Below are 23504 nucleotides of genomic sequence, written 5' to 3' on the forward strand. Positions count from 1 at the left end.
CCCATGAGATGGCTTGTTTGTGCCCTGACACTGGTGATGGCATGCAGTAGCTACGCTGGCAAGTTGTACCGTTTTCAGGTCGACGGACGCACGATCGTGAAAGATCATGTGCCGTCAGAATACAGCCATCTCGGTTACGAGGTGTTGAACTCGCGCGGCATGGTGATCGAGTACGTTGAGCGTGCACCGACACCAGAGGAGCTGCAGGCCAGAAAGGAAGCCGAGGCGCGCCAAGAAGCTCGTAAGCAAGCCATTTCCGAGCGCCGTGCCAAAGACCTGGAACTGCTGCGCTTATACGCCAAACCTGAAGACGTTGAGCGCGCCCGCCAGCGCCGCGTCGACGAATTAGAAGCCTTTGTCAGCTTAGAGCGTCGGCGCATCACCGACCTAGAAGAAAAGCTCAATGCCGCTCAAGGCCGCGCCGCCAATGTCGAGCGTGTGGGTGGAGAAGTCCCCGCTGATATGCGTTTAGAGGTGGTCAGCTTGCAAAATCGCATCGACGATATTCGCAAAACCATCGACAGCCGCCGTCAAGAAATGATCGAGAACACCAAGCAATACGCCGAGCAGTACGAGCGCATGCGCGTTTTACAGGTGTATAAGCCAGGCACACTGGACGACGAGGTCGACTACGATCGTGTCGACCAAGCCTTAGGCGATTTATAAGGCGCTTTGGCGCAGCCGCAGCAAATTGGGCTGCAATAAGCGCCACTGCTCATCCCAATAGGTGGTGGGCAGGATTTCAAATTCTGAGCGCACGTACTGACGAATGCGCCCCTCGACCACCGCCGTGAGCAAGTTGGCGGCGGCACTGACGGTTTCCACCGGCACTTTGCCCTCACGCATTTCGGCTTCCCGCAAAATCTGCCGCAACTGGGTTTCTATGCGCTCAAAGAACTGTTGAATACGAATGCGCAGGCGCTCGGTTTCGCCGGCCAACGCATCGCCCGATAAAAGCCGGCACATGCCAGGGTTCTTTTCCGCGAAGGTTAAGATCAGCGTCAGGGTGTTTTCACAGCGCTCATCAACACCATCCAAGTCCTGCAAAATACGGCTAATGCGGGAGAAAATGGTCTCTTCAATGAAAGCAATCAGGCCTTCAAACATTTTGGCCTTGCTGGGAAAGTGACGATACAGCGCCGCCTCTGAAACGCCCACCGTTTTCGCCAAGCTGGCGGTGGTAATGCGGGCGCCTGGGTTGGTTTCCAGCATATGCACCAGGGCCTGCAGAATTTGGTCGCGGCGCGACAGTTTTTCACTCTGGGTCATGATGGCTCTCACTGGCGTCCGTTGCTGATTAAGGTACCTACACCTTCGTCGGTGAACAGTTCTAGCATGGTGGAATGAGCCACCCGACCATCAATGATGTGTGCACTGGTGACACCAGCATGCACCGCATCCAGCGCGCAACGAATCTTCGGTAGCATGCCACCGTGAATGGTGCCATCGGCGATCAGCTCATCGACCTGCTGAGTGGATAGCCCGGTGAGCAGTTCGCCTTGCTTGTCGAGCAGCCCAGCGATGTTGGTCAATAGAATCAGTTTTTCAGCGCGTAGCACCTCGGCCACTTTGCCTGCGACCAAGTCGGCATTGATGTTGTAAGAGTGTCCCTGTTCGTCGACGCCAATCGGGGCAATGACGGGAATAAAGTCGCTGCGTGTCAGCATGTCCAACACCTGGGTATTGATGCGCGCCACTTCGCCGACGTGGCCGATGTCGATAATCTCCGGCTGCTGCATGTCGGGCGTGTTTTGCTCAACCTTGAGTTTGCGCGCGTGCAGCAACTGACCATCTTTACCGGTCAGGCCAATGGCTTTGCCGCCATTTTGATTGATCAGGTTGACGATGTCTTTGTTGACCAAGCCACCCAGCACCATTTCGACCACGTCCATGGTTTCGCTGGTGGTAACGCGCATGCCATTCACGAAGCGGCTTTCGATGTTCAGCTTGCCCAGCAGCTCACCGATTTGCGGGCCGCCACCATGCACCACGATGGGGTTAATGCCGACCAGTTTGAGCATGACCATATCGCGGGCGAAAGAGTTTTTCAGTTCCTCGTCGATCATGGCATTGCCGCCGTACTTCACCACAATGGTTTTGCCGACAAAGCGTTGCAAATAAGGCAGGGCCTGGCTTAGCACCATGGCGGTGGTCATCGCGCGTTTACGCGTCAGTGGCATGCGGTCACTCCTTATAAAACCGTTACCGGAAACCGGCAGAGTCATGCGGTGGGTCGGCCAGCGCCAACCACGAGGTGGCGGCGATTATAGCCTGAAGTGCCGCCGTCTAAAACGGCAGCACTAGATCGGGCGCATAGTGGCTCAGCGCTTGCTTGATACGTTTTTGAATGCGGGCAATGGCTTGTTGGTCATTACCGGCAAAACGCAGTGACAGAGTCGGAGTGGTGTTAGAGGCGCGAATCAGGCCCCAACCGTCCGGAAACTCCAAACGCAGGCCGTCGGTGGTGTGCACACGGGCGTTGTGGGTGAGTTCTTCGTCTTGCTGCAGTTGCTCGATCAGCTCGAACTTGGCTTCATCTGTGGTGTTGATGTGCAGCTCGGGGGTGCTGTCATCTTCAGGTAAGCGCGAGAAGATCATGCTCACCGGCACATTTTGTTGCGACAGCACCTCCAGCAAACGTGCACCGGCATACAGGGCATCGTCAAAGCCATACCAGCGCTCACGAATAAAGATGTGACCGCTGAACTCGGCGCCGACAATGGCCTTGCGCTCGTGCATGCGTTTTTTCATCAGCGAGTGGCCGGTTTTCCACATGTCTGGGCGACCGCCTGAGCCGATGATGACGCCTGGCAAGTGGCGCGATGATTTCACATCAAAGGTCACATCGCTGCCTGGGTTGCGTGGCAAGATGTCTTTGGCCAGTAACATCAGCAAGCGATCGGGCCAGATGATTTTGCCTTGGTTATCAATCAACACCAGCCGGTCGCCATCGCCATCGTAAGCGAGGCCCAAGTCGGCTTTGGCGTCTTGCACCGCCAGTTGAATGGCGGTGAGGTTTTCCGGCACCGTTGGGTCTGGGTGATGGTTAGGGAAGCGGCCATCGACATCACAGAACAACGGAATGCAATCCAGCCCTAAGCGGCGAATCAACTGCTCGGCCAGTGGCCCGGCGATGCCGTTGCCGGCATCAATCACCACGCGCATGTGGCGGTTGATGCTGACGTCGTCTTCGATGCGTTTGAGGTACTGCTCTTCCAGTTGTGCCGATTCACGATTACCACGCGGCCCAGTCGGCAGGTCGTTGCGTACAATGCGATGGTACAAGCCCTGTAATTCTTCTGGCGTCAGCGGTTGCTGATCGACGACGATTTTAAGGCCATTGTATTTGGCCGGATTGTGACTGCCGGTAATCATCACACCGCAACGGGCGTCGGTTTCGTGAGTGGCAAAATACAGCAAGCCGGTGGGTTGGGCGCCAATGATAACCACGTTACAGCCGGCATCCAGTACACCGCGCTCAAAATGTTCCGCCAGGGCGGGGCTAGAGGGGCGACCGTCCCAAGCGAGACACAGCTTGTTAAAACCACGCTGTTTCATATCGACGGCCAATGAGCGGCCAATCCAATAAACGATTTCTTCGGTTAGGTCTTTGCCAACGACGCCGCGAATATCATAAGCACGGAAAATTTGCTTGGGCATGATGGGTGGACTGACTAGGGGTGCCGGTGGCTCGTTGCGGCGTCGTGGCTTGGGTTTGGCGGCCGGTGCCGGGCTTTGGCTAGCCGCTTTGCTGCCAATGTCTGGCGCTTCAAAGGGGTCGTCATCTTCGTCGACGCTCACTTGCGGCAGTTGGCTGCCATAGTAGCCATCACCGCTATTATTCGGGGCGGCTTTCTGGCCGCCCATGCGCGGCTGCTCAAGCGGTACGTTCATGCGCTCACGCTCTGGCATGTTGTCTTCATCCGGTGTTGCAATAACTACCTTGCCGCCACTGCCTCCCTGACTGCCCAAGCTCAGTTGGCGCATGTGCTGGGCTAAGTCATAAAACAGGGCGAGGGTGTATTTGGGAGCATTGTCTTCCCCTAGGCGCACCATTTCACGCACATGGGTCAGCAAAGCCAATTGATTGCGCTTCAGCTCGCGCTTTTGTAGCCACAGCATGCCCACCAACAACGCCAGAGTGGCCAGCAGCACAATGATCCAAGGTGTGATCAGCGGCATCACAGCGACTTTGGGGCGGTTGCTGGTGGGTAAAAAAGTCAGGTACCAATAGTCGTTGATGGTTTCGGTCACCGCCTGAGCGTGTCCTTCACTGCTGCCCGCGCGCAAAATTTCTAAGCCTTGCTCGCTGTTGGGGTTCAGCATTTGAGTAACAATGACTTGACCAACATGGGTGCCGGCGGCAGAGCGAAAGCGCTCTAACCAATCGGGACCGTATTCGGCCAACATCACGCCGCGCACGTTGTCGGAGCGGTCTTTGATGGGCGAGGCCCAGTAAAAATTGAGTTGACCTTTGCGGCTCACTGCTTCAACCCGCACACTGGCGCCGTTCAGCGTACGGCTGACCATTTCTTGCACGGCAAAGCCCAGTTCGTCTTGCAGGCCGTGGGCTTCATGTTTGGGCAATAGCAATAAGCGTTTTACACCAGGCATAAATTGCTTCAACGTCTCGCGCCAAGCATTGTCTCCTAGGCGCAAAGCATCGAGCGTATTTGGGTGACGGCTGGCCGCCAGCTGTTGAACCCGAGTTTCTTCCAGCCTTGCTTTGAGTGCTTGCGCCATTTGCTCGGCCACTGCCGAGGAAAAAGCACGGTCAACGTCGGCCTGGGCAAACAAGTTGATTTGCAGGCCTTGCACCGCCATGCCGACCACCAGAATGAGGATCGCCAGCCAAGAGCTGATGCGGGTGTAAAACAATAGGGTGCGTTTCGGTGCCTTGGCGTCGCCGCTCATGCCTGGGTTCCTTCCGATCTGTCGAAGTTTTGGCCAATTGGCCGGGAATGCACTGGGCTCTGCTGTTGCAGTGACAGGTGACAGCGGCCCTGGCTAGGCCGCTGTGCAAAAAGCAGAATCTCCGTCTGCCTCAGTGTAGCGGCTGTTAGGAGCGACCGGAATGGCCAAAGCCCCCTGCGCCACGTTCGGTGGCCGTGAACTCTTCCACAATTTCAAACTTTGCTTGTACAACGGGCACTAAAACCAGCTGCGCCATGCGTTCGCCGACGTTGATGGTGAAGGCGCTGTCGCCACGATTCCAGCAGCTGACCATCAGCTCGCCTTGGTAATCTGAGTCGATTAAGCCAACCAAGTTGCCCAGCACGATGCCGTGTTTATGGCCTAAACCTGAGCGCGGCAAAATCATGGCAGCCAAGCCCGGATCTTCAATGTAGATGCTCAAACCGGTAGGAATAAGCTGAGTTTCGCCTGGGTGCAGGGTTAAGGCGCTATCGAGGCAAGCGCGTAAATCGAGGCCTGCCGAGCCTGTGGTGGCGTACTCCGGCATGGCGATGGTATCGCCGATGCGTGGATCAAGAATGCGAACCTGAAGGGGAAAAGCGTTAGTGTCTGTCATCAATCTGCCTGTGGTTGAGTGGCGGTAAAGCGTTCCGCAATGATTTGAATCAGTTGGCGTGCCAGGCGCTGTTTGCTGGCCTGGGGCAGGTGTTGCTCACCGTTGGGCCAATACACGCTGACGGCGTTGTCGTCGCTGTTAAAGCCAATGTTGGCTTGAGAAACGTCGTTGGCGACGATCATGTCGAGCTTTTTGCGCTGGAGCTTGCCTTGAGCATGCTCTCCCAAGTGCTGGGTTTCAGCAGCAAAGCCGACACAGAAAGGCCGTTGCTCAAGGTTGGCGACTGTGGCCACAATGTCTGGGTTTTTGCTCAGCGTCAGCGCCATTTGCTCGCCCGACTTTTTGATCTTTTGCTCGGCAACACTGGCGGGGCGGTAGTCTGCTACGGCGGCGGCGGCGATGAAGATATCACTGCTCGCAGCTTGGGTGGTGGCGGCTTGCAGCATGTCCTCACAGCTCACGATATCCAGGCGCTGACAACGCTCGGGCGTGGCCAATGCAACTGGGCCTGCAATCAATGTCACCTGAGCGCCCGCTTCCGCCGCCGCAGCGGCCAGAGCAAACCCCATCTTGCCGGAGCTGTGATTGCTGATGTAACGCACCGGGTCGATGGCTTCACGGGTGGGGCCGGCGGTAATCACCACGTGCTTGCCACTGAGGGCACCGGTATCAAACTGCTCGGCCAATAAGTGTGCAATGACTTCCGGCTCTAGCATACGCCCTGGGCCAACGTCGCCACAGGCTTGCTGACCGGCGTCTGGGCCCAAAATACGCAGCTGCTCACCGCGCAATCGCTGCAGCTGTTGCAGGTTGTCTTGTGTGGCAGGGTTGCGCCACATGGCTTGGTTCATGGCCGGCGCCAGCGTCAGTGGCGCATCGCTGGCCAGACAAATGGTGGTCAGCAAATCATCGCCCAAGCCTTGTGCCAGTCGGGCGATTAAATTGGCTGAGGCGGGGGCTACCAAAATGACATCGGCCCACTTTGCCAGCTCAATATGACCCATGCCGGCTTCTGCGGCCGGATCCAACAAGGTGTGATGCACCGGATTGCCCGATAAGGCTTGCAAGGTGAGCGGCGTAATAAACTCTTTGGCACCATCGGTCATCACCACGCGCACATCGGCACCGGCTTTTTTCAGGAACCGCACCAGCTCGGCCGATTTGTACGCAGCGATGCCGCCGCTGATGCCCAGCACAATGCGTTTGTTACAGAGTTGTTGCATGCTGTTGAACCGCTGACTAAATTTTGCCGCAGTATATCTTACCCATGCGCCCTCACAAGGCGCCTTCCTGAGGTGAGCAAAACCTGAGATCGACACAAGGAGTGTGTATGGCAATTCGAGACTGGCCTGCGGCTGAGCGGCCACGGGAAAAACTGTTAGAGCAAGGCCCCCGAGCGTTGTCGGATGCTGAACTGCTGGCGATTTTTTTGCGCACCGGCGTGGCCGGCAAGAGTGCCGTGGACTTAGCGCGGGAGCTGTTGCAGCACTTTGGCGGGTTAAGGCCATTGCTGACCGCCAATCGCCAACAGTTTTGCCAGCCGTTGGGGTTGGGCGATGCCAAGTACGCGCAGTTGCAGGCGGTGCTGGAAATGAGCCGGCGCCATCTAGCCGAGCAGCTGCAGCGCAGCGACGCCCTGACCAGCCCGGAGCTGACCAAGCAGTATCTGAGTGCCTGTTTGCGCGATTATGGTCATGAGGTGTTTGCCATTCTGCTGCTCGACAACCAGCATCGGGTCATTCGCTTGGAAGAGTTGTTTCGCGGCACCCTAGATAGCGCAGCGGTTTACCCGCGTGAGGTGGTCAAACTGGCATTGGCGCATCAGGCGGCGGCGGTCATTTTGGCGCACAATCATCCGTCAGGTGTGGCCGAACCCAGCGCTTCGGATCGCGCCATTACTGAGCGCTTGCAGCAGGCGCTGGGGCTAATGGACATTCGTGTGCTCGATCACTTGGTGGTGGGCGATGGAGTAGCGGTATCCTTCGCTGAGCGCGGTTGGCTGTAGGACTGCGAACTGCCGCTGCCTTTCGTACAAAAAACAACCTTTCTCTTGCGGGGGCTGGCTGCTTTTGGTATAAAGCGCAACTCTTTTCAGCCAGGGCACCTGACGCTGTCGGTTTCGACGGTTTAGCCCACGGTTGGTAACGAATTTTTCACATTGTTCGATACAGATAAAATCGGGGCGAAGATCCATGTCTAAGGTTTGTCAGGTTACAGGTAAAAGCCCTGTAACAGGGAATAACGTTTCCCACTCTAACATCAAAACCAAGCGCCGTTTTCTGCCAAACCTGCAATACCATCGTTTTTGGGTAGAAAGCGAAAAGCGTTTCGTACGTCTGCGCGTTACTACCAAAGGTATGCGCATCATCGATAAGAAAGGTATCGATGCTGTTCTGGCTGAAATCCGCGCACGCGGCGAGAAAGTTTAAGGAGACTCGTTATGCCACGCGATAAGATTCGTCTGGTTTCAAGTGCCGGTACCGGTCACTTCTACACCACAGACAAAAACAAGCGCACCATGCCTGAGAAAATGGAGATCAAAAAATTTGATCCTGTTGTTCGCAAGCACGTGATGTACAAAGAAGCGAAGATCAAATAAGTTTCTTTGTGGCTTGAAAAGAACCCGGCAACGCCGGGTTTTTTTATGTCTGTCGTTTGTGTTGAGGAGAGTGCATGCCGGAGTTACCCGAGGTAGAAACCACCAAACGCGGTATCGAGCCGTGGCTGAAAGGTGCCACCATTGAGCAAGTCGTGGTGCGACAGCCACAGCTGCGCTGGCCAGTGGTTAACGAGATTCAACAGCTGCAAGGCCAGGTGATACAGGGCTTGCAACGACGAGCCAAATACATTTTGGTCGCAACCGACGCGGGCACTGCGATCTGGCATTTGGGCATGTCAGGCTCTTTGCGACTGGTGGAGCCGAACGAAGATACTCGTCTGCATGACCACATTGATTGGCAGCTGAGCAATGGCAAAATCCTGCGCTATCACGACCCGCGCCGCTTTGGTGCGCTGCTGTGGCTACCGGCAGGGCAGGCCTGGCAAGACAGTGAGTATTTGGCACACCTAGGGCCGGAGCCATTGAGTGACGCCTTCGACGGCGACTATCTGTATCAGCGTTCGCGTGGCAAAAAACAGGCGGTCAAAACCTTTGTAATGGATGGCAAGGTCGTGGTCGGGGCGGGCAATATTTATGCGAATGAAGCGCTGTTTTTAGCTGGAATTCGCCCAACCACGGCCGCTGGCCGAATCAGTCGAGTACGTTACCAGCGCTTGGCCGAGCACATTAAACAGGTGCTGGCGGCCGCCATTGAACAAGGCGGCACCACCTTGCGCGACTTTGTCGGTGGTGATGGTCAGCCCGGCTATTTTGCCCAACAGCTGTATGTTTATGGTCGTGGCGGTAAGCCTTGTCGCCAATGCAGCCAGACATTAACGGAAATACGTTTGGGTCAGCGCAGTACTGTCTACTGCCAGAGTTGCCAGCGTTGATCTGCTTCACACTGGCGCGCATGCATCGTGACGCTCTGCACAGGTACTGCTATAGTCCCTGCTATTCTGCTTACTTGAGAGGAATGGCAATGCAAGTGATGGCGGCCTTAAGGAAATCCGGAACATTGGCAGCGGCACTGACGCTGGCAACGCTGAGCACATCGGTCTCGGCCAATCAGATTGAAGAAACCCCAAGCGCGGGTGCCATCGTTGCTGATGCTGCCTTTGCTCGCCCGATGTACATTATTTTGTCTCAGGCAGGTGCACTGGTGTACGGCGCTACCTTGCCTTTGACCTTGCTTACCGACTCTGCCGATGAAGTCGCCGAGGCACTGGTGGTCACGCCATTGCAGCAAGGCTTCTTGCGTTGTTTGGGGTGTCGCAAGATCAATACCGAAGTGTCACGCATGGAAGAAGGCGATGGTAAAACCATTCAGCACTTCGTGCAGCTGAACGCCGGCTACAACATGTTTAAGGACAAGAGCCTAGACGAGAGCGATAACGCTTTTGGTGGCGGTATTGCGGTGGGGACTCACTTTCGGTTAAGTGATACCAGCCGCTTCGATGTGATGCTGGGTGCTCGTTATTTGGGCACACCTACGTATGAAGACTTTAACGTCGAAGATCAGGTGCTGTCTTATCAAATCACCAGCCGCTTTGGTCGCGAGATCTTTGATGGTGTCGACATCATGGGCAAACTGGGCATGCATAAATGGCAAGCCAACTGGGAAAACACCACAGCTGGTACTGACGGCAGCTCTGGCAACACTGGCCTCTTGTACGGCCTTGGCTTTGACTTCCGCATGTCAGACGCCATGCGTACCGGCATCGAATATACCCGTTACACACTGGAAGACGGTGGCTACGAAGTGGATGTCAATACCATCGACTTTACTGCTTCGCTGATGTTCTAAGCTCAGCGTTGAGTCAAAAAAAGGCGGCCTTAGCTGCCTTTTTTATTGTCTGCAATTTACTGCTGAGCATTTAGCTGAGGTACCGTCAGTACTTTGGCTTCACCGACACCTCTGGGGTCTGAGGCTGCACTCACCTTACTGTTGTGCACATCCCAAACAATGGCCTGCATATTGCCATACTGGCGACCGACAGAGCGCACTTCATGCCCCATAGCTCGCAGCGCCGTTTGCTCTGCGCGGGTAAAGGTCGTTGGCTCCATTTGGATACGGTCAGGCAAATACTGATGATGGAAACGGGGCTGGCTGACCCACTCGTGCACAGACTGTCCTTGAATGTGCCCTAGTGTACCTAACAGCACTTGGGTGATAATGCGGCTGCCGCCCGGTGCACCGAGAATGGCGATTTGATCGCAGCTTTCGATCATGGTGGGCGTCATGCTCGACAGTGGTCGCTTGCCGCCTTCAATGGCATTGGCCTCAGCGCCCACTAAGCCATAGCTGTTGGGCACGCCAGGGGCTAACGAAAAATCGTCCATTTCGTTGTTCAAAACCACACCTGCGACGGTAAAGGCCGAGCCGAACGGCAAGTTGATGCTCAATGTGGCAGACACCCGATTGCCGTACTTGTCTAGCACGGATAAATGAGTGGTGTGGCGACCTTCGTGCAAGTTGGCAGGGCCTTGCATCTCTAAGCTAACGGACGCTTTATGGGCATCAATGCTGGTGGCATAGTCCGCTGCACGCTGATCGGATAAAAGCTTTTCAACCGGTACCTGATAAAAATCCGGGTCGCCCAAGAACTCAGCGCGATCACGATAAGCGCGGCGCATTACCTCAGTGAGCAAGTGAGCTTGCGCTACTTTGTCGAGCTGGCGCCAGTCGGTGCCTGTTTGCTGTTGGTAGGCATCGAGCATGCGCAGCATTTGCGCCAAGGCAATGCCACCGGACGACGGTGGCGGCGCACTGACAATGGTGTGCTCACCGTATTCAAAGAAGATGGGCTCACGCTCTACCACTTGATAGCTGGCCAGATCTTCCAGTGTCCAGTCGCCGCCATTTTCCTGAACGGCATTGACCAGGGTTTGGGCGAGTTCGCCTTGATAAAAACCCGCTTTACCTTGCTCGGCCAGCAGCTCCAGTGTTGTTGCTAACTCTGGCTGCACAATGCGGTGGCCGATGGGGGGGATGTGATTGTTATGCAGGAAGATCTTAGCCGTGGCTGGGTAGCGCTGCATGTAGTGCAGGCGAAAGTTGGCCAACTTCTGGTAGCGCTTATCAACCGCAAAACCATTGCGTGCCTGCTCAATGGCCGGCTGCAGCAGTTGCGCTAATGGCAATAGGCCATAGCGCTGCGACAAGTAAGCAAAGGCGGCGGGCTGGCCTGGAATGGCCGCGGCTGATGGGCCGTTAATCGAGCGGTCGCGATCTGGTTTGCCGTCTTTCAGGTAATAGTCGCGGTGGGCCGCTTTGGGCGCCGTTTCGCGGGCATCAATAAAGCGATATTTGTCTTCAGCAGCGTTATAAATCAGCCAGAAACCACCTCCGCCTATGCCGGCTGCGTAAGGTTCAACCACCCCGAGTGAGGCGGCCACGGCAATGGCGGCATCGACGGCATTGCCACCGGCGGCCAGCACATCGAGCCCGGCCTGGGTGGCCATGGGGTGGGCGCTGGCAATGGCCACTGAGCCGGGTGTGGCGCCCGGTGTGGTGCGAACTTCTTCTGGGGTACTGCTACAGGCTGCTAGCAGCCAAAGGCTAACGAATAAGGTAAGAATGGTCTTTGCTTGCCTCATTATTATTGGTCTCCGTTGGGCAATGCTAGGAATCAGCGAGCATACAGGGCGAGCGCCGTGGCTGTCATGTTGTCGGCGGTTATTGGGCGTCGATTTGGCGCAAATAGCAGGGGACTAGGCAGAGGGCAGAGGTGACACACAGGCCAGTTGCGTGACCGGCCTGTGGTGAGAGCCTGCTTAGGCGATTTTTTTGCCGGTTAAGCGCTCGTATTTGGCTTCCAGCTCTTCTTGCGTTTCCTGATTATTTTCATCGTGTGGAATGCAGTCGACTGGGCACACCAACTGGCACTGGGGCTCATCGTAATGGCCAACACACTCAGTGCATTTGGCTGGATCGATTTCGTAGATTTCTTCGCCCGGCGAGATTGCCTCGTTCGGGCATTCGGGTTCGCATACATCACAGTTGATGCATTCATCGGTGATAATCAACGCCATGACATACCTCCGTCATATCATCCGCAAGCGGATGGGCACACAGGTTAACTGACGCGTTTTTGCAGGGCTTTGGCAACGCTCGGGTGAACGAAGTTGCTGACGTCGCCGTTTAAAGACGCGATCTCTCTCACCAGCGTGGATGAAATATAAGAGTACTTCTCTGCCGGAGTCAGGAACATGCTCTCAACATTCGGCGCCAACACACGGTTCATATTGGCGAGCTGGAATTCGTATTCAAAGTCAGATACCGCACGCAGGCCGCGCAAAATGATATTGGCATTGTGCTCACGCACAAAGTCAGACAACAGGTTATCAAAGCCGGTAACTTCGACATTGTGTAAGTGTCCGAGCACATCGCGCGCCAGATCAACACGGGTATCTAAGTCCAGCATGGGCTGTTTTTTAGGATTGTCTGCGACGGCAATAATAATGTGGTCAAACAGACGCGCGGCGCGTTCCACCAGATCAGTATGTCCATTGGTGATGGGATCAAAGGTGCCTGGATAAACGACCGTATTCATAATTAGCCCTTGTACTGGTTGCTATCATCACGGTGGGACGGCCAGTGGTTTGGCCCGTCTCGGGCGCATAGTAAACAAAAAGGACAAACCCTGCCAAACCTAATCGGTAGGGCTTGCTATGAATCAAGCCTGCTCAATCAATTCTGTGTCGGTATTTTGGCCAGAGAAACTCTGCAAAGCTCGATGCTCACTCTGACGTGAGCGGCCTGCCGCCAGCATGTGAGTTTCTGACCTCTGGCGGCAGCAACTGACGACCAACGCCCAGTCAGTGGTTGAGTCGATTGCCTGTGGTGCGACAATTTATCGATTTTCTGGCCAGCTGTAGGCAGAGCGATATTGTGCGGCCGTAATGGTGCGCTCGATTGTTTATATTCCGTAGCGAGTCTCTGCAGGATCTAGCCTGAGTGTTAATAAGCGCCAGCGAGCCATGGAGTGAGGGGCTGCGGGTGGCCAATGGCATAACCTTGCAGAAAGTCGACGCCCAAGTCACTGAGCAGTTGGATGCTGCTTTCATCTTCGACAAACTCAGCCACCACAGCCAACTGCTGCTGCCGCGCGACTTGGCAAATACTGCTGACAATAGCCTGGTCAGCGGCGCTGGTGCGAATATCGCGCACAAACTGGCCGTCGATTTTGATGCAATCAAAAGCAAACTGTTTAAGGTAGGCGTAACTGGCCAGTCCAGTACCAAAGTCATCTAAGGCAACACTGCAACCCAGCTGGCGCAAGCCTTTGACCAACTCAGTCGCGGCGTGAAGATCGACGATTTGCTCAGTCTCGGTGATTTCAAAGCGCAGCTGTTGTGGTCGAACCAACGATTGCTCGATGCTCAACCGAATAAAGCTCAAGGTGTCGGGCGCAGATAGGCTGGCGCCCGATAAATTAATCGAGCAGCAAGCCACCAGCTCGGGTTGCAGTTGCAGAAGGGTATGGCGAATCACCCAGCGGTCGATATCCGCCATCAAGCCGGATTGCTCGGCAACGGGCAAAAACACGCCGGGGCTGATCACACCGCCGTCATCACCGGCCATGCGTAATAGCACCTCGAAGTACAGCCCTTGGGCTGGCCGCTGCACGGGCTGAATGGGCTGGGCGTACAGCAACAAGCGGTTGTCACGCAGCGCTTGGCGCACCTGGTTGAACACTTTGGCATTGCTGCGCTGCTGGTTGATCAGCTCGGCGGTGTCGTCTAACTGTTGCCAGCGCCGCGGTTGCTGGCTGGCTTGGTAAGCCACCTGGGCGGCGGCCTGTTGATATTGGCTGGCGTCGTCCAGTTGACCATCGATGCGCACTAGGCCCAGCGCCAGACGTAGCCGCACTGGCCGCTCGGCAACGGCAAAGGCTTGCTGCTCCAGGCGCAGATGCAGTTGGCGCAATTGCGTCAGGATGTCTTCGGCTTGGTGTGGTTCGCTGATCAACAGCGCGGCAAAATCGCCCTCGCTGAGGCGAAAGCAAGGGCTGTTGGCGGGCAGTTGCTGGTTTAAACCGCTGCCTAACTCCTGTTCGAGCAAGTGCATGGCATCGAGGCCAAACAGGTCGGTTAGTGGGCCGGTGTCCATCATGCGAAAGTAGGCCAGGTAGGCGTGTTGCTGTTTTTTTAGCAGGGCGTCGAGTTGCTGTCGCAATGCTCGGTCATTGCCGAGACGGGTAAGACTGTCGGTGACGGTCTGGCGGCGAAAATGCTTGAGCAGCCGATTGCGCTCTTGCGCCATAACATTCACCAGTTGTGCGGCCAGCGTTACCAAAATGGCCAACGCAATGGTGTCGAGCAGCCCTTGCACGCTGCTAATGGCCTGCAGGCCGGCCCAGCCGTTGATCAGGCAAACGATGAGGCCAATCACAGTGACAGCAATCATCAAGGTGCTGCTGCTGACGGCGGCACGCAGGAAAAACCAGAAAAACAACGGGAAATACACCAGCATGGCGACGCTGGCGTAGGTGGCATTTTGCAGCAAATCAAAGCTCAGGGTCGAGCCGATCAGCAGTATCAGCAGCCCTAGCCAAATGCGCATCGCCAGCGGCGCAAAGTCAGCATTCAGCTGGCGGACAAACCTCGCGGGTGAGGCCAGCAGAGGCCACAGCAAGGGTAAAAACAACAGCATGCCCAGGGCCTCAAAGGCCCAGTAACTGAGCCACACGTCGATGAGCAAGAAATCTTGGTAGTCGGGGGCGCCGAGTATTAGGCTCAGGCTGCCTCCCAAGGCCACCAAAGCGGTAGCGGCCAGCACCGCTAACCCATAAAACGCCGACAGCTGGCGCACGCTGCTGGCGCCTTGAGTGGGAATGCGCGTCAGTCGGTTCAGCCCGCTGGCGGCTAACCAAGCGCCGGTAGAGGTGGATACCGTCACCCCTGCTGCGATGGCCACACTGTAGTCTTGCCAGCCATAGCACCAGGCAAACAGGGCAGGAATCTGCAGCAAAAACGCCAGCCGATAACCGTTCAACCAGCAAGCACATAACCACGCGGTGACCGGCCAGATAGCGGAAATCGCTAAGCCGTTGATGCTGAACAAGCGCGACACTTCCGCCATGGCAATCAAGGCCACTGGCATCAGTGCGATCAGGGGAAGTTGGGCGCTGGTTTTAACCGGTTGAGCCGTCTCGGTCAGCATGCGATTCGTCCGTTTTTGTTCCCTGTAAAGCTAGCAGAGGAAGCGCAAGAGAACAGTTTCCCGGCGACGGAGATTTGTCACCGGGTGAGTGGGTGAATCAGTCGCTGCTGTTGGAGTGAATGGTCATTTGTGGGAAAGGAATTTCAATACCGGCCTCATCAAAGCGCAGTTTGATGGTCTCTAGCAGCTCAAAGCGCACGGGCCAGTAGTCCTCGGCCTTGACCCAAGGACGCACCACAAAGTTGACTGACGAATCGGCCAATTCCGACACCGCCACCGTGTGGGCAGGGTCTTTCAGAATTTTCGGATGGCGCTCCAGCAGATCGATGAGCAGCTGCTTGGCGAGGCGCAGATCGCTGCCGTAGTCGATGCCGATCACCAGGTCGATGCGGCGCAGCTTTTCTTCCGAGTAGTTGGTCATGGTATTGCCGAACACATTGCCGTTGGGCACGGTCACGACACGGTTATCTGGCGTGGTTAAGCGCGTACTGAAAATGGTGATGCGGCTGACCGAACCCGCCACGCCATCAACCTCCACATAATCGCCCACTTTGAATGGCCGAAATAAGATCAGCATGGTGCCGGCGGCAAAGTGCGATAACGAATCTTTTAATGCCAAGCCGACTGCCAGACCGGCGGCACCCAGCAGGGCGACTAATGATGTGGTATCCAGTCCCAGTTGCGACAGCGCCAGCACGATCACCAGCAGCGTCAAGGCTGAGCCGGCCACCGTGGTTAGGAACTCCGTGAGAATGGGGTCCAGCTTGGCCTTGGTCATGGCAGCAGCGGCCATGCGGGTCAGTGCTTTGGCCAGCAGTCGACCGATCAAGAACACCAGCAACGCCATCAGCAGTTGCACGCCCCAAGGCAATACATAGCCGTGCCAGATGACATCCGGGTTGATGTTGAAATCCCAGTTCATGTTGCCTCCAAATAGCGGCCCAGCCGCATTAATTGATGGCTTGACCATGCCAGTCGCTACCTGGGATATCAACTGCGCTGATCAGTCACGCGGTGCGTAGGCGAATACGTCGGAGTGCATATTGGCCTGGGTCAGCCCCAGTGGCGCCAACTGGTCAAGGGTGCCGTACACCATATTAGGCGAGCCGCAGGCAAACAGCTGTACCTGGCTTAGGTCGTCAAAGTCTTCATGAATCATCTGATACAGCCAGCCGGCACGGCCTTGCCAGTCGTCGGCGTGTTGCTCGATCACCGGGTGGTAATGCACATTGGCATACTCATGGGCCCACTGGCGCGGCAGCTCGGGCAAATAAAAGCCGATGCGGGCGCGGTTAGACCAATAAATATGAATCTCTTGCTCTGGGTTAAGGGCCAAGGCCGCCTCGGTCAGAGCTTTAATCTGCGAAAAACCGCTGCCAGCCGCTACCATAATCAGCGGCTGCTGGCGATGCTGCTGGATAAACTCCGGCGTTAAAATGCAATCGCCGCCGGGCAGGGTGGCCTTCACCACCACGGCGGTTTTTAGCTGTTGAATAACGGCATTGGCGGTATCGCTGTTGGCGGCAATGTGCAGCTGTAAGCGGCGCCCGTCGCCCTGGCCCGAGAGCGCAGAGGGAATGCTGGCAATGGAATAGGGGAACTGCTGCGGCTGACCTTGCTCATCAACGACGTGTAACAGCACATATTGGCCGGGCCAAAAGTCGAACTGAGTGCCGGCAGGTGCCAGTAGCTCAACGCGGTAAATATTGTCGGCCAACAGCTCGACCACCGGCACCTGGCAGGCCAGAGTCACTTCGGGTTTGTGGTCGCGGGTATGGACGTCGGTCATATACAGCTCAATATGGTTGATCGGTTCGCAGGCGCAGCATAATACCTGATTGTGTTGCTCAAGTATTGTCTGGGCCAGTGAGTTGCGACAGTGCACAGTGCCTGTCAGTCGCTCGCCTTTGCAAATTTGGCAAACGCCATTAGCGCAGCTCACACGCAGTTGAATGCCTTGGCGCTCGGCTGCGGCGGCGATGGTTTCGCCGGCCTCGGCAGTGATGCTAAGGCCGGACGGCTGAAAGGTCACCGTGGCCATCAGTCGATCCCGAGCTTGTCCCACAGGGCATCGACTTTGTCTTTAACGGCTTGGTCCATGACGATGGGGGTGCCCCATTCACGCTCGGTTTCGCCTGGCCACTTATTGGTGGCGTCCATGCCCATTTTTGAGCCCAGGCCCGACACCGGCGAGGCAAAGTCGAGGTAATCGATGGGGGTGTTTTCCACCAATGTGGTGTCGCGCGCTGGGTCCATGCGGGTAGTAATGGCCCAAATCACATCTTCCCAGTTGCGAGTATCGACATCGTCGTCCACCACAATCACAAACTTGGTGTACATAAACTGGCGTAAAAACGACCACACGCCCATCATCACGCGCTTGGCATGGCCTGGGTATTGTTTCTTCATGCTGACCACCGCCATGCGGTAGGAACAGCCTTCCGGTGGCAGATAAAAATCGACAATTTCCGGAAACTGCTTTTGCAAAATGGGCACGAACACTTCGTTCAATGCCACCCCTAGAATCGCCGGCTCATCGGGCGGGCGGCCGGTGTAGGTGCTGTGATAAATCGGATCTTGGCGCTGGGTAATGCGCTCGACCGTCAATACCGGGAAGTGATCGACTTCGTTGTAGTAGCCGGTATGGTCGCCAAATGGCCCTTCCGGGGCGGTATCGCCGGGGTGAATCACACCCTCTAATACAATTTCGGCCGAGGCCGGCACCATCAACTCGTTGCCAATGCTTTTTACCAGCTCGGTGCGACTGTCGCGCAGCAGGCCAGCAAAGGCGTATTCACTCAGGGTGTCGGGCACGGGCGTGACGGCACCCAAAATCGTCGCTGGGTCGGCGCCCAGCGCCACCGACACTGGGAACGGCTCCCCCGGATGCGCTTGCTGCCACTCTTGAAAATCCAACGCACCGCCACGGTGACTAAGCCAGCGCATAATGACCCGGTTTTTGCCAATCACTTGCTGGCGGTATATCCCTAAATTGTGGCGTTCTTTGTGTGGCCCTTTGGTAATCACCAAAGGCCAGGTAATCAGTGGGCCGCCATCGCCAGGCCAGCAGTGCTGCACGGGAATTTTGCTGAGATCGACATCGTCGCCTTCCAGCACCACTTGCTGACACGGCGCTTTTTTGACCTCTTTCGGCCCCATGGCCAGCACTTTTTTAAAGATCGGCAGTTTCGACCACGCGTCTTTCATGCCCTTGGGCGGCTCGGGCTCTTTTAAAAAGGCCAATAGCTTGCCGACTTCCCGCAGCGCCTCGGTGGAGTCTTCACCCATGCCTAAGGCGACGCGCTCGGGGGTGCCAAACAGGTTGGCCAACACCGGCATGTCGTAGCCCTTGGGGTTTTCGAACAGCAGTGCCGGGCCGCCTTTGCGCAAGGTGCGGTCGGCGATTTCGGTCATTTCCAGATGGGGGTCGATCTCTTGCTTGATGCGTTTGAGCTCGCCGCGCTTTTCCAGCAGCTTGATGAAGTCACGCAGATCTGCGTATTTCACGATGTCAGCCTCACTTGCTCAGTGTGCGGCGAGTATACCAGTGGGCGGTAAAATCCGCTGCAAAACTTGTACAAGCGTTGCGGCTTCTGGCGCTACTCGCCGCATTGGTCAGTTGTTATACTGCGCCGCCTTTCAGCGACCGGAAGTATTCATGCGAGCACGAAGTGCAGTCATGCTGGCCGCCGCGGCCGGATTCAGTGGTGTGGCTTTGGGTGCCTTTGGTGCCCACGGCTTGAAACAAGTATTAGAGCCCAAGTGGCTGGCGATTTATCAGACCGGCGTGCAGTACCATTTGGTGCATGCCGTGGTGCTATTGGCGGTGGGCTTGGTGATGACTCAGCCGCTGCCGCAAATTTGCCGTTTATGGCTGGTGCGTGCCGCCTGGGCTTTGCTGGTGGGCTTGCTGTTGTTTAGCGGTAGCCTCTATGTATTGGCCGTCAGTGGCGTCAGTGCCATTGGTAGCATCACTCCAATCGGCGGCATCAGTTGGCTAGTGGCGTGGTGGTCGATTGGTATGGCAGGGCTAAGGTTCTCGCCAGGCGTAATTAACAGATAAAGGTTTGTGGTTTGACTGACGAAAAGCATTCAGAAACGCAGGACAGCACGCAAGGGCAAACGGACAAGCCTGAGTATCGACGTGGCATCAAGAGCTTTGTGATTCGTGCCGGCCGTTTGACCAAGGGTCAGCAGGGTGCGCTGGAGCGCCAGTGGCCAGTGATGGGGCTGGAACTCAGCGATGGTCCGATCGACCCTAAGCAGGTGTTTGGCCGTGACGGCCACGTGGTATTTGAAATTGGCTATGGCATGGGACAGTCGTTGGCGGCCATGGCGGCGGCGGCACCCGAAAAAGACTTTATTGGCGTCGAAGTGCACTTGCCCGGCGTCGGTTCGCTGCTGCACCTGGCCGAAGAAGCCGGGGTGAGCAACTTGCGCACCTACAAAGATGACGCCATCGAGGTACTCAAGCTGCTGCCAGACAACAGCATCGATACGGTGCAGCTGTTTTTCCCCGACCCTTGGCATAAGAAAAAACACCATAAGCGCCGCATTGTGCAGCCGGAGTTTGCGCAAACCCTGCGCCGTATTCTCAAGCCGGGTGGTATTTTCCATATGGCCACCGACTGGGAGCCTTATATGGAGCACATGCTCGAGGTGATGGATGTGGCCGAAGGCTATGAAAACATCGCCGGCCGTGGTCAGTGTGTGCCGCGGCCAGAACACCGCCCGCTCACTAAGTTTGAAAAGCGCGGTGAGAGCAAAGGTCATGGCGTGTGGGACTTGATGTACAAAAAAGTGGACTGACGGACAGTAAAAAATAGACTTGGCTACAGCCAGGCGAGCAAACGCGCGGGAGAAACCATGCAAAAAAAAGACAAAGAAAAAGTATTTGGCGGTGACTGGAGCGAGCAGCAGTTGCGCGAATTTATGCAGGTCGACAGCCACGACGGTACCGACCCTGACCACTTGGCATTGATTCGTGCTTATCGCCATATGGTGCCAGCGACCTTTGCCCAGTTTGTTGCATTATTTGCGGCCGAAGGTCGCAACGTGCAAGCGACGGATTTGCAGGGCCGCAGTGCGATTGAGGTGATGGCTAGCCATACCCAAGGCGCGGAGTATGCCGCTATTTTAAAGCAGGCTGCTGACGCATAAGTCGGTGCTAACCATACTGCTTCGCCAGTTGTTCGATGTGCTCCGCAGCATTTTACTGGCGGGGTATATCAGTGTTTGGCTGGGCAGTTTGTTGTTACTGCTCTCTTATTATTCAGATAACGCACTTTATCAACTGAGCGAGCAATTGATTGCTTGCTGTGGTGAGCTGTTCGAGCCACTGCGCCGAGGCCCTTATTGGGCGCTGGATGCGCAACGCGGCGATGCTGCAGCGCAACGGTTATTGAGCATTTCAATCGCTACTTTATCGTTGTTATTTTATGGCTTAAGTCTTGGCTGGCAGTGGGGGCGCGCCTATCTACCACGCGCCATAACGCGGTGGCGTTTGAAAGCCTTGCCGTGCTTACTGATAGCCGTGCTGATTATGGCGTTGGCAATAACCGTCTCACCTTGGCTTAAGGACGACAGTGGTTTAGCGCCAGATTATGTCAGCATCGCCCTCTTCGCTGCGGCGCTGAATAGCCTGATGTTATTAATCAGTGGCGCGATGATCTTATTGATCAACAAGGGGTTAGACCATGTTAAACCCGCAGCCGCTGACCGCCAGTAAACCATCCAAGCATTGCTACACACACTTCCCTCCCTGCTCAATTTGCTCTAGCCTGCCGCCATCGCGCTGCTAAGAGAGCGCCCAATATTTTGGAGAAGAATAGCCATGCTGACTTTTCGTCAAGCCGAGCAAGCCTACCGTGAGCACGTTTTAAGCGACCTAGATACCCGGCTATCGCTGGGTGTATTAGAAGACTCTGATCGCTTGGGCGACCCAAGCCTAGAAGCTGAGCAGCAGCATATGCAAGCGGCAGCAGCGCTGCTGGAGCAGCTGCAGCAAGTAGAAACCGACGGTTTTGAGCAGCAGCTGGATATTGAGCTGATGCAGCGCTCGCTCAAGCTGGACCTGTTTTTTCATAACCTGCAGCAGCACGGCGAGCCACAGCGCCGTCGCATGCCAAACGGTGTGGATGGCATCAGCGCCGGTATCTTCCAACTGTTTATTAACGATGAGCGTGAACCCGAGCCACGTCTGGACGACATCTTGTCACGCCTGCAAATGGCGCCAGCTTACCTGAGCACGGAGCTGCAGGTGATTACCCAGCCCATTACGCGCTGGCGCGCCACCGAGTTGGAGCAAGGTGAAGGCATTCCATCGCTGTTCGACACCATTTACGCTTGGGCCGAGCAAATCGGCTATGGCAAGCTGGCCGAGCTGAAAGCGGCGATTGAGGCCTGTAATAAGGCTTTGGGTGATTACCTTAATGAGCTAAAAAGTCGCGATACCATTGACGACTTTGCCATTGGTGAAGACAAGGTCAAAGAGCTGTTAGCGCTGCGCCAAATAGATAAAACCCCTGCGCAACTGGCGGCCATGGCCAGCGAGTTTATGGCTGAAACCCAGCAGCTGCTGGCGGAGCTGACCAGCAAACTGGTAAAAAAATACGACCTTGACGCCACCACCAGCCAAGCGGATTTGCATGAATTCTTAAATAATCATTACTCCGCTGAAATTAAAGGTGAGCGTTTGGATTCGGTGTTGGATTATTACCATGAGCACCGCCAGAAAATTGAAGATTTTATTCAAAAAAATGCTCTGTTCCCGCTGCCCGAGCAGCAAAGCATGCGTATTTTGCAAACGCCCGATTTTCTCGAGCCGGTAATTCCCGCTGGCGCTATGTGGCCACCGCTGGCGCTGCGTGAAGGCGAAAAAACCAGCATGGTGTATTTAACATTAAAAGAAGATCAACTGGCAGAGCACAATCAGCTTGGCATCCCAATGATGATGGTGCACGAAGGTATACCAGGCCATCATTTGCAGTTTGCCTCGGCGGCGTTGCACGAGTCCTTTATTCGTCGCATCTACTCTGCCAATGAGCATGCCGAAGGCTGGACCACCATGCTGGAAGATTACATGCTCGATATTGGCTACGTCAGTGACGATATCGTGGATGAAGTGCGCTTTGTCACCAAGCGTGAGATTTTGCGTCTGGTCGCGCGGGTCGGTATCGACTTGTACTTTATGACCGGTAATAAAGACTATTTGCAGGTCGGCCTGGATCTGGATTTCAGCAGTGACGATCCGTTTGAAAATGCGGCCAAATTGCTGAAAACCGCCACTGGCTTTACCGATGGTCGGGTGCAAGCAGAGCTGAACTGGTACAGCAGCGAGCAAGGTTATCCGCTCAGCTATTTAACGGGCAACCGCATGGTGTGGCAGCTAAAGCAAGACATCATGGATGCCAATAAAAAACAGCTGGACTCCGACGAGCTGGATCGTCAATTCCACAGTGTTTATCTCAAGTCGGGTTGCATGCCAGTGGCCAGCTTGCGCAAGGTCTTTGAGCACTACGGATACCTGTAATTGCTGACGACACTGGCTCCTCTATTGCTGTTTGCCTTTATTACCGCCGTCACGCCGGGGCCTAACAACATCTTGTTGATGGCCGCCGGTGCTAACTACGGGGTGCGCAACAGCTTGCCGCTATTCGCTGGCATTGTGTTGGGCTTTCCGGCCATGGTGTGGCTGGTGGCCTTTGGCCTCAGCAGCGGTTTGCAGGGCACAGGCTTGGTCGACTGGGTACAGTGGCTGGGCCTGGCCTATATCGCTTATTTGGCCTGGCTGCTGGCTACAGCACCGGTGAGCCAGCTGGAGCAAGATAAACCTGCGCCCATTGGTTTTACCAAGGCAGCGCTGCTGCAGTGGATCAACGGTAAATCCTGGATGATGGTCACGGGTGCGGTGGCTGTGTATGGCTCGGTCGATGCCGCTCCTTGGCAACAGGCGCTGCTGTTTGCTGGCGTGTTTTTGCTCACCGCCATTCCCACCGGCCTGTTGTGGCTGGTGTTTGGTCGGCTATTAAAGCGCTATTTGCAGCCACCTAAACGGCAAAAAGCCTTCAACCTCAGCATGGCTATGTTGCTGCTGCTCTCCATTATGCCGGCAGTGCTGTAACCAGCGTCTCTCCGGTCAAGCACTGCACTTCATTTCTTTCAATAGCGCTAACGGCGCCTGTTTGCGCGCTTAATCACCCATAGGG

At 55.8% G+C, this 23504-nt stretch carries 24 protein-coding genes; 12 read left to right on the plus strand and 12 right to left on the minus strand.

The genetic code is table 11. The features are described 5' to 3' along the window. The first annotated feature begins 3 nt into the window (after positions 1-3). The gene (locus tag IE090_RS16170) at positions 4-666 is read left to right on the plus strand and encodes a hypothetical protein (RefSeq protein WP_189389994.1); all 663 of its coding nucleotides are present in this window, start codon (positions 4-6) and stop codon (positions 664-666) included. Here IE090_RS16170 and slmA read toward each other — a convergent pair. From slmA to coaBC, 5 genes are all read right to left on the minus strand, one after another. After that, complete coding sequence (gene slmA / locus IE090_RS16175) at positions 661-1269, minus strand: nucleoid occlusion factor SlmA (RefSeq protein ID WP_189389996.1); 609 nt, start codon at positions 1267-1269, stop codon at positions 661-663. The genes IE090_RS16170 and slmA overlap by 6 nt on opposite strands. Positions 1270-1277: 8 nt before the next feature. After that, a complete protein-coding gene (argB, locus tag IE090_RS16180; RefSeq protein ID WP_189389998.1) occupies positions 1278-2180 on the minus strand; it encodes an acetylglutamate kinase in 903 nt (300 codons plus the stop codon). Between the two features lie 106 nt (positions 2181-2286). After that, on the minus strand, positions 2287-4914 hold the full coding sequence (locus tag IE090_RS17900) for a phosphomannomutase/phosphoglucomutase (RefSeq protein ID WP_189390000.1): 2628 nt from the start codon (positions 4912-4914) through the stop codon (positions 2287-2289). A 145-nt stretch (positions 4915-5059) separates the two neighbouring features. Further along, complete coding sequence (dut, locus tag IE090_RS16190; RefSeq protein WP_189390002.1) at positions 5060-5530, minus strand: dUTP diphosphatase; 471 nt, start codon at positions 5528-5530, stop codon at positions 5060-5062. Next, entirely contained in the window at positions 5530-6753 is a 1224-nt protein-coding gene (gene coaBC, locus IE090_RS16195; RefSeq protein WP_189390004.1) for a bifunctional phosphopantothenoylcysteine decarboxylase/phosphopantothenate--cysteine ligase CoaBC, read from the minus strand. The genes dut and coaBC overlap by 1 nt, the downstream gene beginning before the upstream one ends. Positions 6754-6860: 107 nt before the next feature. Here coaBC and radC point away from each other — a divergent pair, with 107 nt between their 5' ends. The 5 genes from radC to IE090_RS16220 all read left to right on the plus strand — a co-directional run bounded on the left by radC (position 6861) and on the right by IE090_RS16220 (position 9936). After that, positions 6861-7535, plus strand: a complete 675-nt coding sequence (gene radC / locus IE090_RS16200) for a RadC family protein (RefSeq protein ID WP_189390006.1) — start codon at positions 6861-6863, stop codon at positions 7533-7535. 187 nt (positions 7536-7722) lie between these two features. Beyond that, complete coding sequence (rpmB, locus tag IE090_RS16205) at positions 7723-7959, plus strand: 50S ribosomal protein L28 (protein ID WP_094058908.1); 237 nt, start codon at positions 7723-7725, stop codon at positions 7957-7959. A gap of 11 nt (positions 7960-7970) precedes the next feature. Then, entirely contained in the window at positions 7971-8129 is a 159-nt protein-coding gene (gene rpmG, locus IE090_RS16210) for a 50S ribosomal protein L33 (protein WP_036533854.1), read from the plus strand. Positions 8130-8203: 74 nt separating this feature from the next. Next, positions 8204-9022: a bifunctional DNA-formamidopyrimidine glycosylase/DNA-(apurinic or apyrimidinic site) lyase gene (gene mutM / locus IE090_RS16215; RefSeq protein ID WP_189390008.1), complete on the plus strand. Its 819-nt coding sequence runs from the start codon at positions 8204-8206 to the stop codon at positions 9020-9022. An 89-nt stretch (positions 9023-9111) separates the two neighbouring features. Continuing rightward, the gene (locus IE090_RS16220; RefSeq protein WP_189390009.1) at positions 9112-9936 is read left to right on the plus strand and encodes a porin family protein; all 825 of its coding nucleotides are present in this window, start codon (positions 9112-9114) and stop codon (positions 9934-9936) included. Positions 9937-9992: 56 nt separating this feature from the next. On the opposite strand, the gene ggt is transcribed toward IE090_RS16220, so the two are convergent. The 7 genes from ggt to ubiD all read right to left on the minus strand — a co-directional run bounded on the left by ggt (position 9993) and on the right by ubiD (position 18804). Beyond that, complete coding sequence (gene ggt, locus IE090_RS16225; RefSeq protein ID WP_189390011.1) at positions 9993-11729, minus strand: gamma-glutamyltransferase; 1737 nt, start codon at positions 11727-11729, stop codon at positions 9993-9995. Positions 11730-11906: 177 nt separating this feature from the next. Continuing rightward, positions 11907-12164 (minus strand): YfhL family 4Fe-4S dicluster ferredoxin, encoded by a 258-nt coding sequence (locus IE090_RS16230; protein ID WP_189390013.1) that lies wholly within the window; start codon positions 12162-12164, stop codon positions 11907-11909. A gap of 44 nt (positions 12165-12208) precedes the next feature. After that, positions 12209-12685: a pantetheine-phosphate adenylyltransferase gene (gene coaD / locus IE090_RS16235; RefSeq protein ID WP_189390015.1), complete on the minus strand. Its 477-nt coding sequence runs from the start codon at positions 12683-12685 to the stop codon at positions 12209-12211. A 407-nt stretch (positions 12686-13092) separates the two neighbouring features. Further along, a complete protein-coding gene (locus tag IE090_RS16240; protein ID WP_189390017.1) occupies positions 13093-15297 on the minus strand; it encodes an EAL domain-containing protein in 2205 nt (734 codons plus the stop codon). Positions 15298-15394: 97 nt separating this feature from the next. Further along, the gene (locus IE090_RS16245) at positions 15395-16219 is read right to left on the minus strand and encodes a mechanosensitive ion channel family protein (protein WP_189390019.1); all 825 of its coding nucleotides are present in this window, start codon (positions 16217-16219) and stop codon (positions 15395-15397) included. 81 nt (positions 16220-16300) lie between these two features. After that, positions 16301-17338 carry a 2Fe-2S iron-sulfur cluster-binding protein gene (locus IE090_RS16250; RefSeq protein WP_189390020.1) on the minus strand — a complete coding sequence of 346 codons (1038 nt, stop codon included), beginning with the start codon at positions 17336-17338 and terminating at the stop codon, positions 16301-16303. Next, entirely contained in the window at positions 17338-18804 is a 1467-nt protein-coding gene (gene ubiD / locus IE090_RS16255; protein ID WP_189390023.1) for a 4-hydroxy-3-polyprenylbenzoate decarboxylase, read from the minus strand. Before ubiD ends, IE090_RS16250 begins: the two co-directional genes overlap by 1 nt. A 151-nt stretch (positions 18805-18955) precedes the next feature. Here ubiD and IE090_RS16260 point away from each other — a divergent pair, with 151 nt between their 5' ends. The 6 genes from IE090_RS16260 to IE090_RS16285 all read left to right on the plus strand — a co-directional run bounded on the left by IE090_RS16260 (position 18956) and on the right by IE090_RS16285 (position 23419). Beyond that, positions 18956-19360: a DUF423 domain-containing protein gene (locus IE090_RS16260; RefSeq protein ID WP_189390025.1), complete on the plus strand. Its 405-nt coding sequence runs from the start codon at positions 18956-18958 to the stop codon at positions 19358-19360. An 11-nt stretch (positions 19361-19371) separates the two neighbouring features. Continuing rightward, on the plus strand, positions 19372-20106 hold the full coding sequence (gene trmB, locus IE090_RS16265; protein WP_189390027.1) for a tRNA (guanosine(46)-N7)-methyltransferase TrmB: 735 nt from the start codon (positions 19372-19374) through the stop codon (positions 20104-20106). Between the two features lie 57 nt (positions 20107-20163). Continuing rightward, the gene (locus tag IE090_RS16270; RefSeq protein WP_189390029.1) at positions 20164-20457 is read left to right on the plus strand and encodes a PA4642 family protein; all 294 of its coding nucleotides are present in this window, start codon (positions 20164-20166) and stop codon (positions 20455-20457) included. 4 nt (positions 20458-20461) lie between these two features. Beyond that, positions 20462-21025, plus strand: a complete 564-nt coding sequence (locus IE090_RS16275) for a hypothetical protein (protein ID WP_189390031.1) — start codon at positions 20462-20464, stop codon at positions 21023-21025. A gap of 105 nt (positions 21026-21130) precedes the next feature. After that, entirely contained in the window at positions 21131-22828 is a 1698-nt protein-coding gene (locus tag IE090_RS16280; RefSeq protein ID WP_189390033.1) for a DUF885 family protein, read from the plus strand. Continuing rightward, positions 22829-23419, plus strand: coding sequence for a LysE family translocator (locus IE090_RS16285; RefSeq protein WP_189390035.1), 591 nt, complete (start codon positions 22829-22831; stop codon positions 23417-23419). It begins immediately after the preceding gene. Positions 23420-23504: the final 85 nt, after the last annotated feature.

This window comes from Bacterioplanes sanyensis (genome assembly GCF_014652515.1).
Classification (GTDB): Bacteria; Pseudomonadota; Gammaproteobacteria; order Pseudomonadales; family Oceanobacteraceae; genus Bacterioplanes; species Bacterioplanes sanyensis.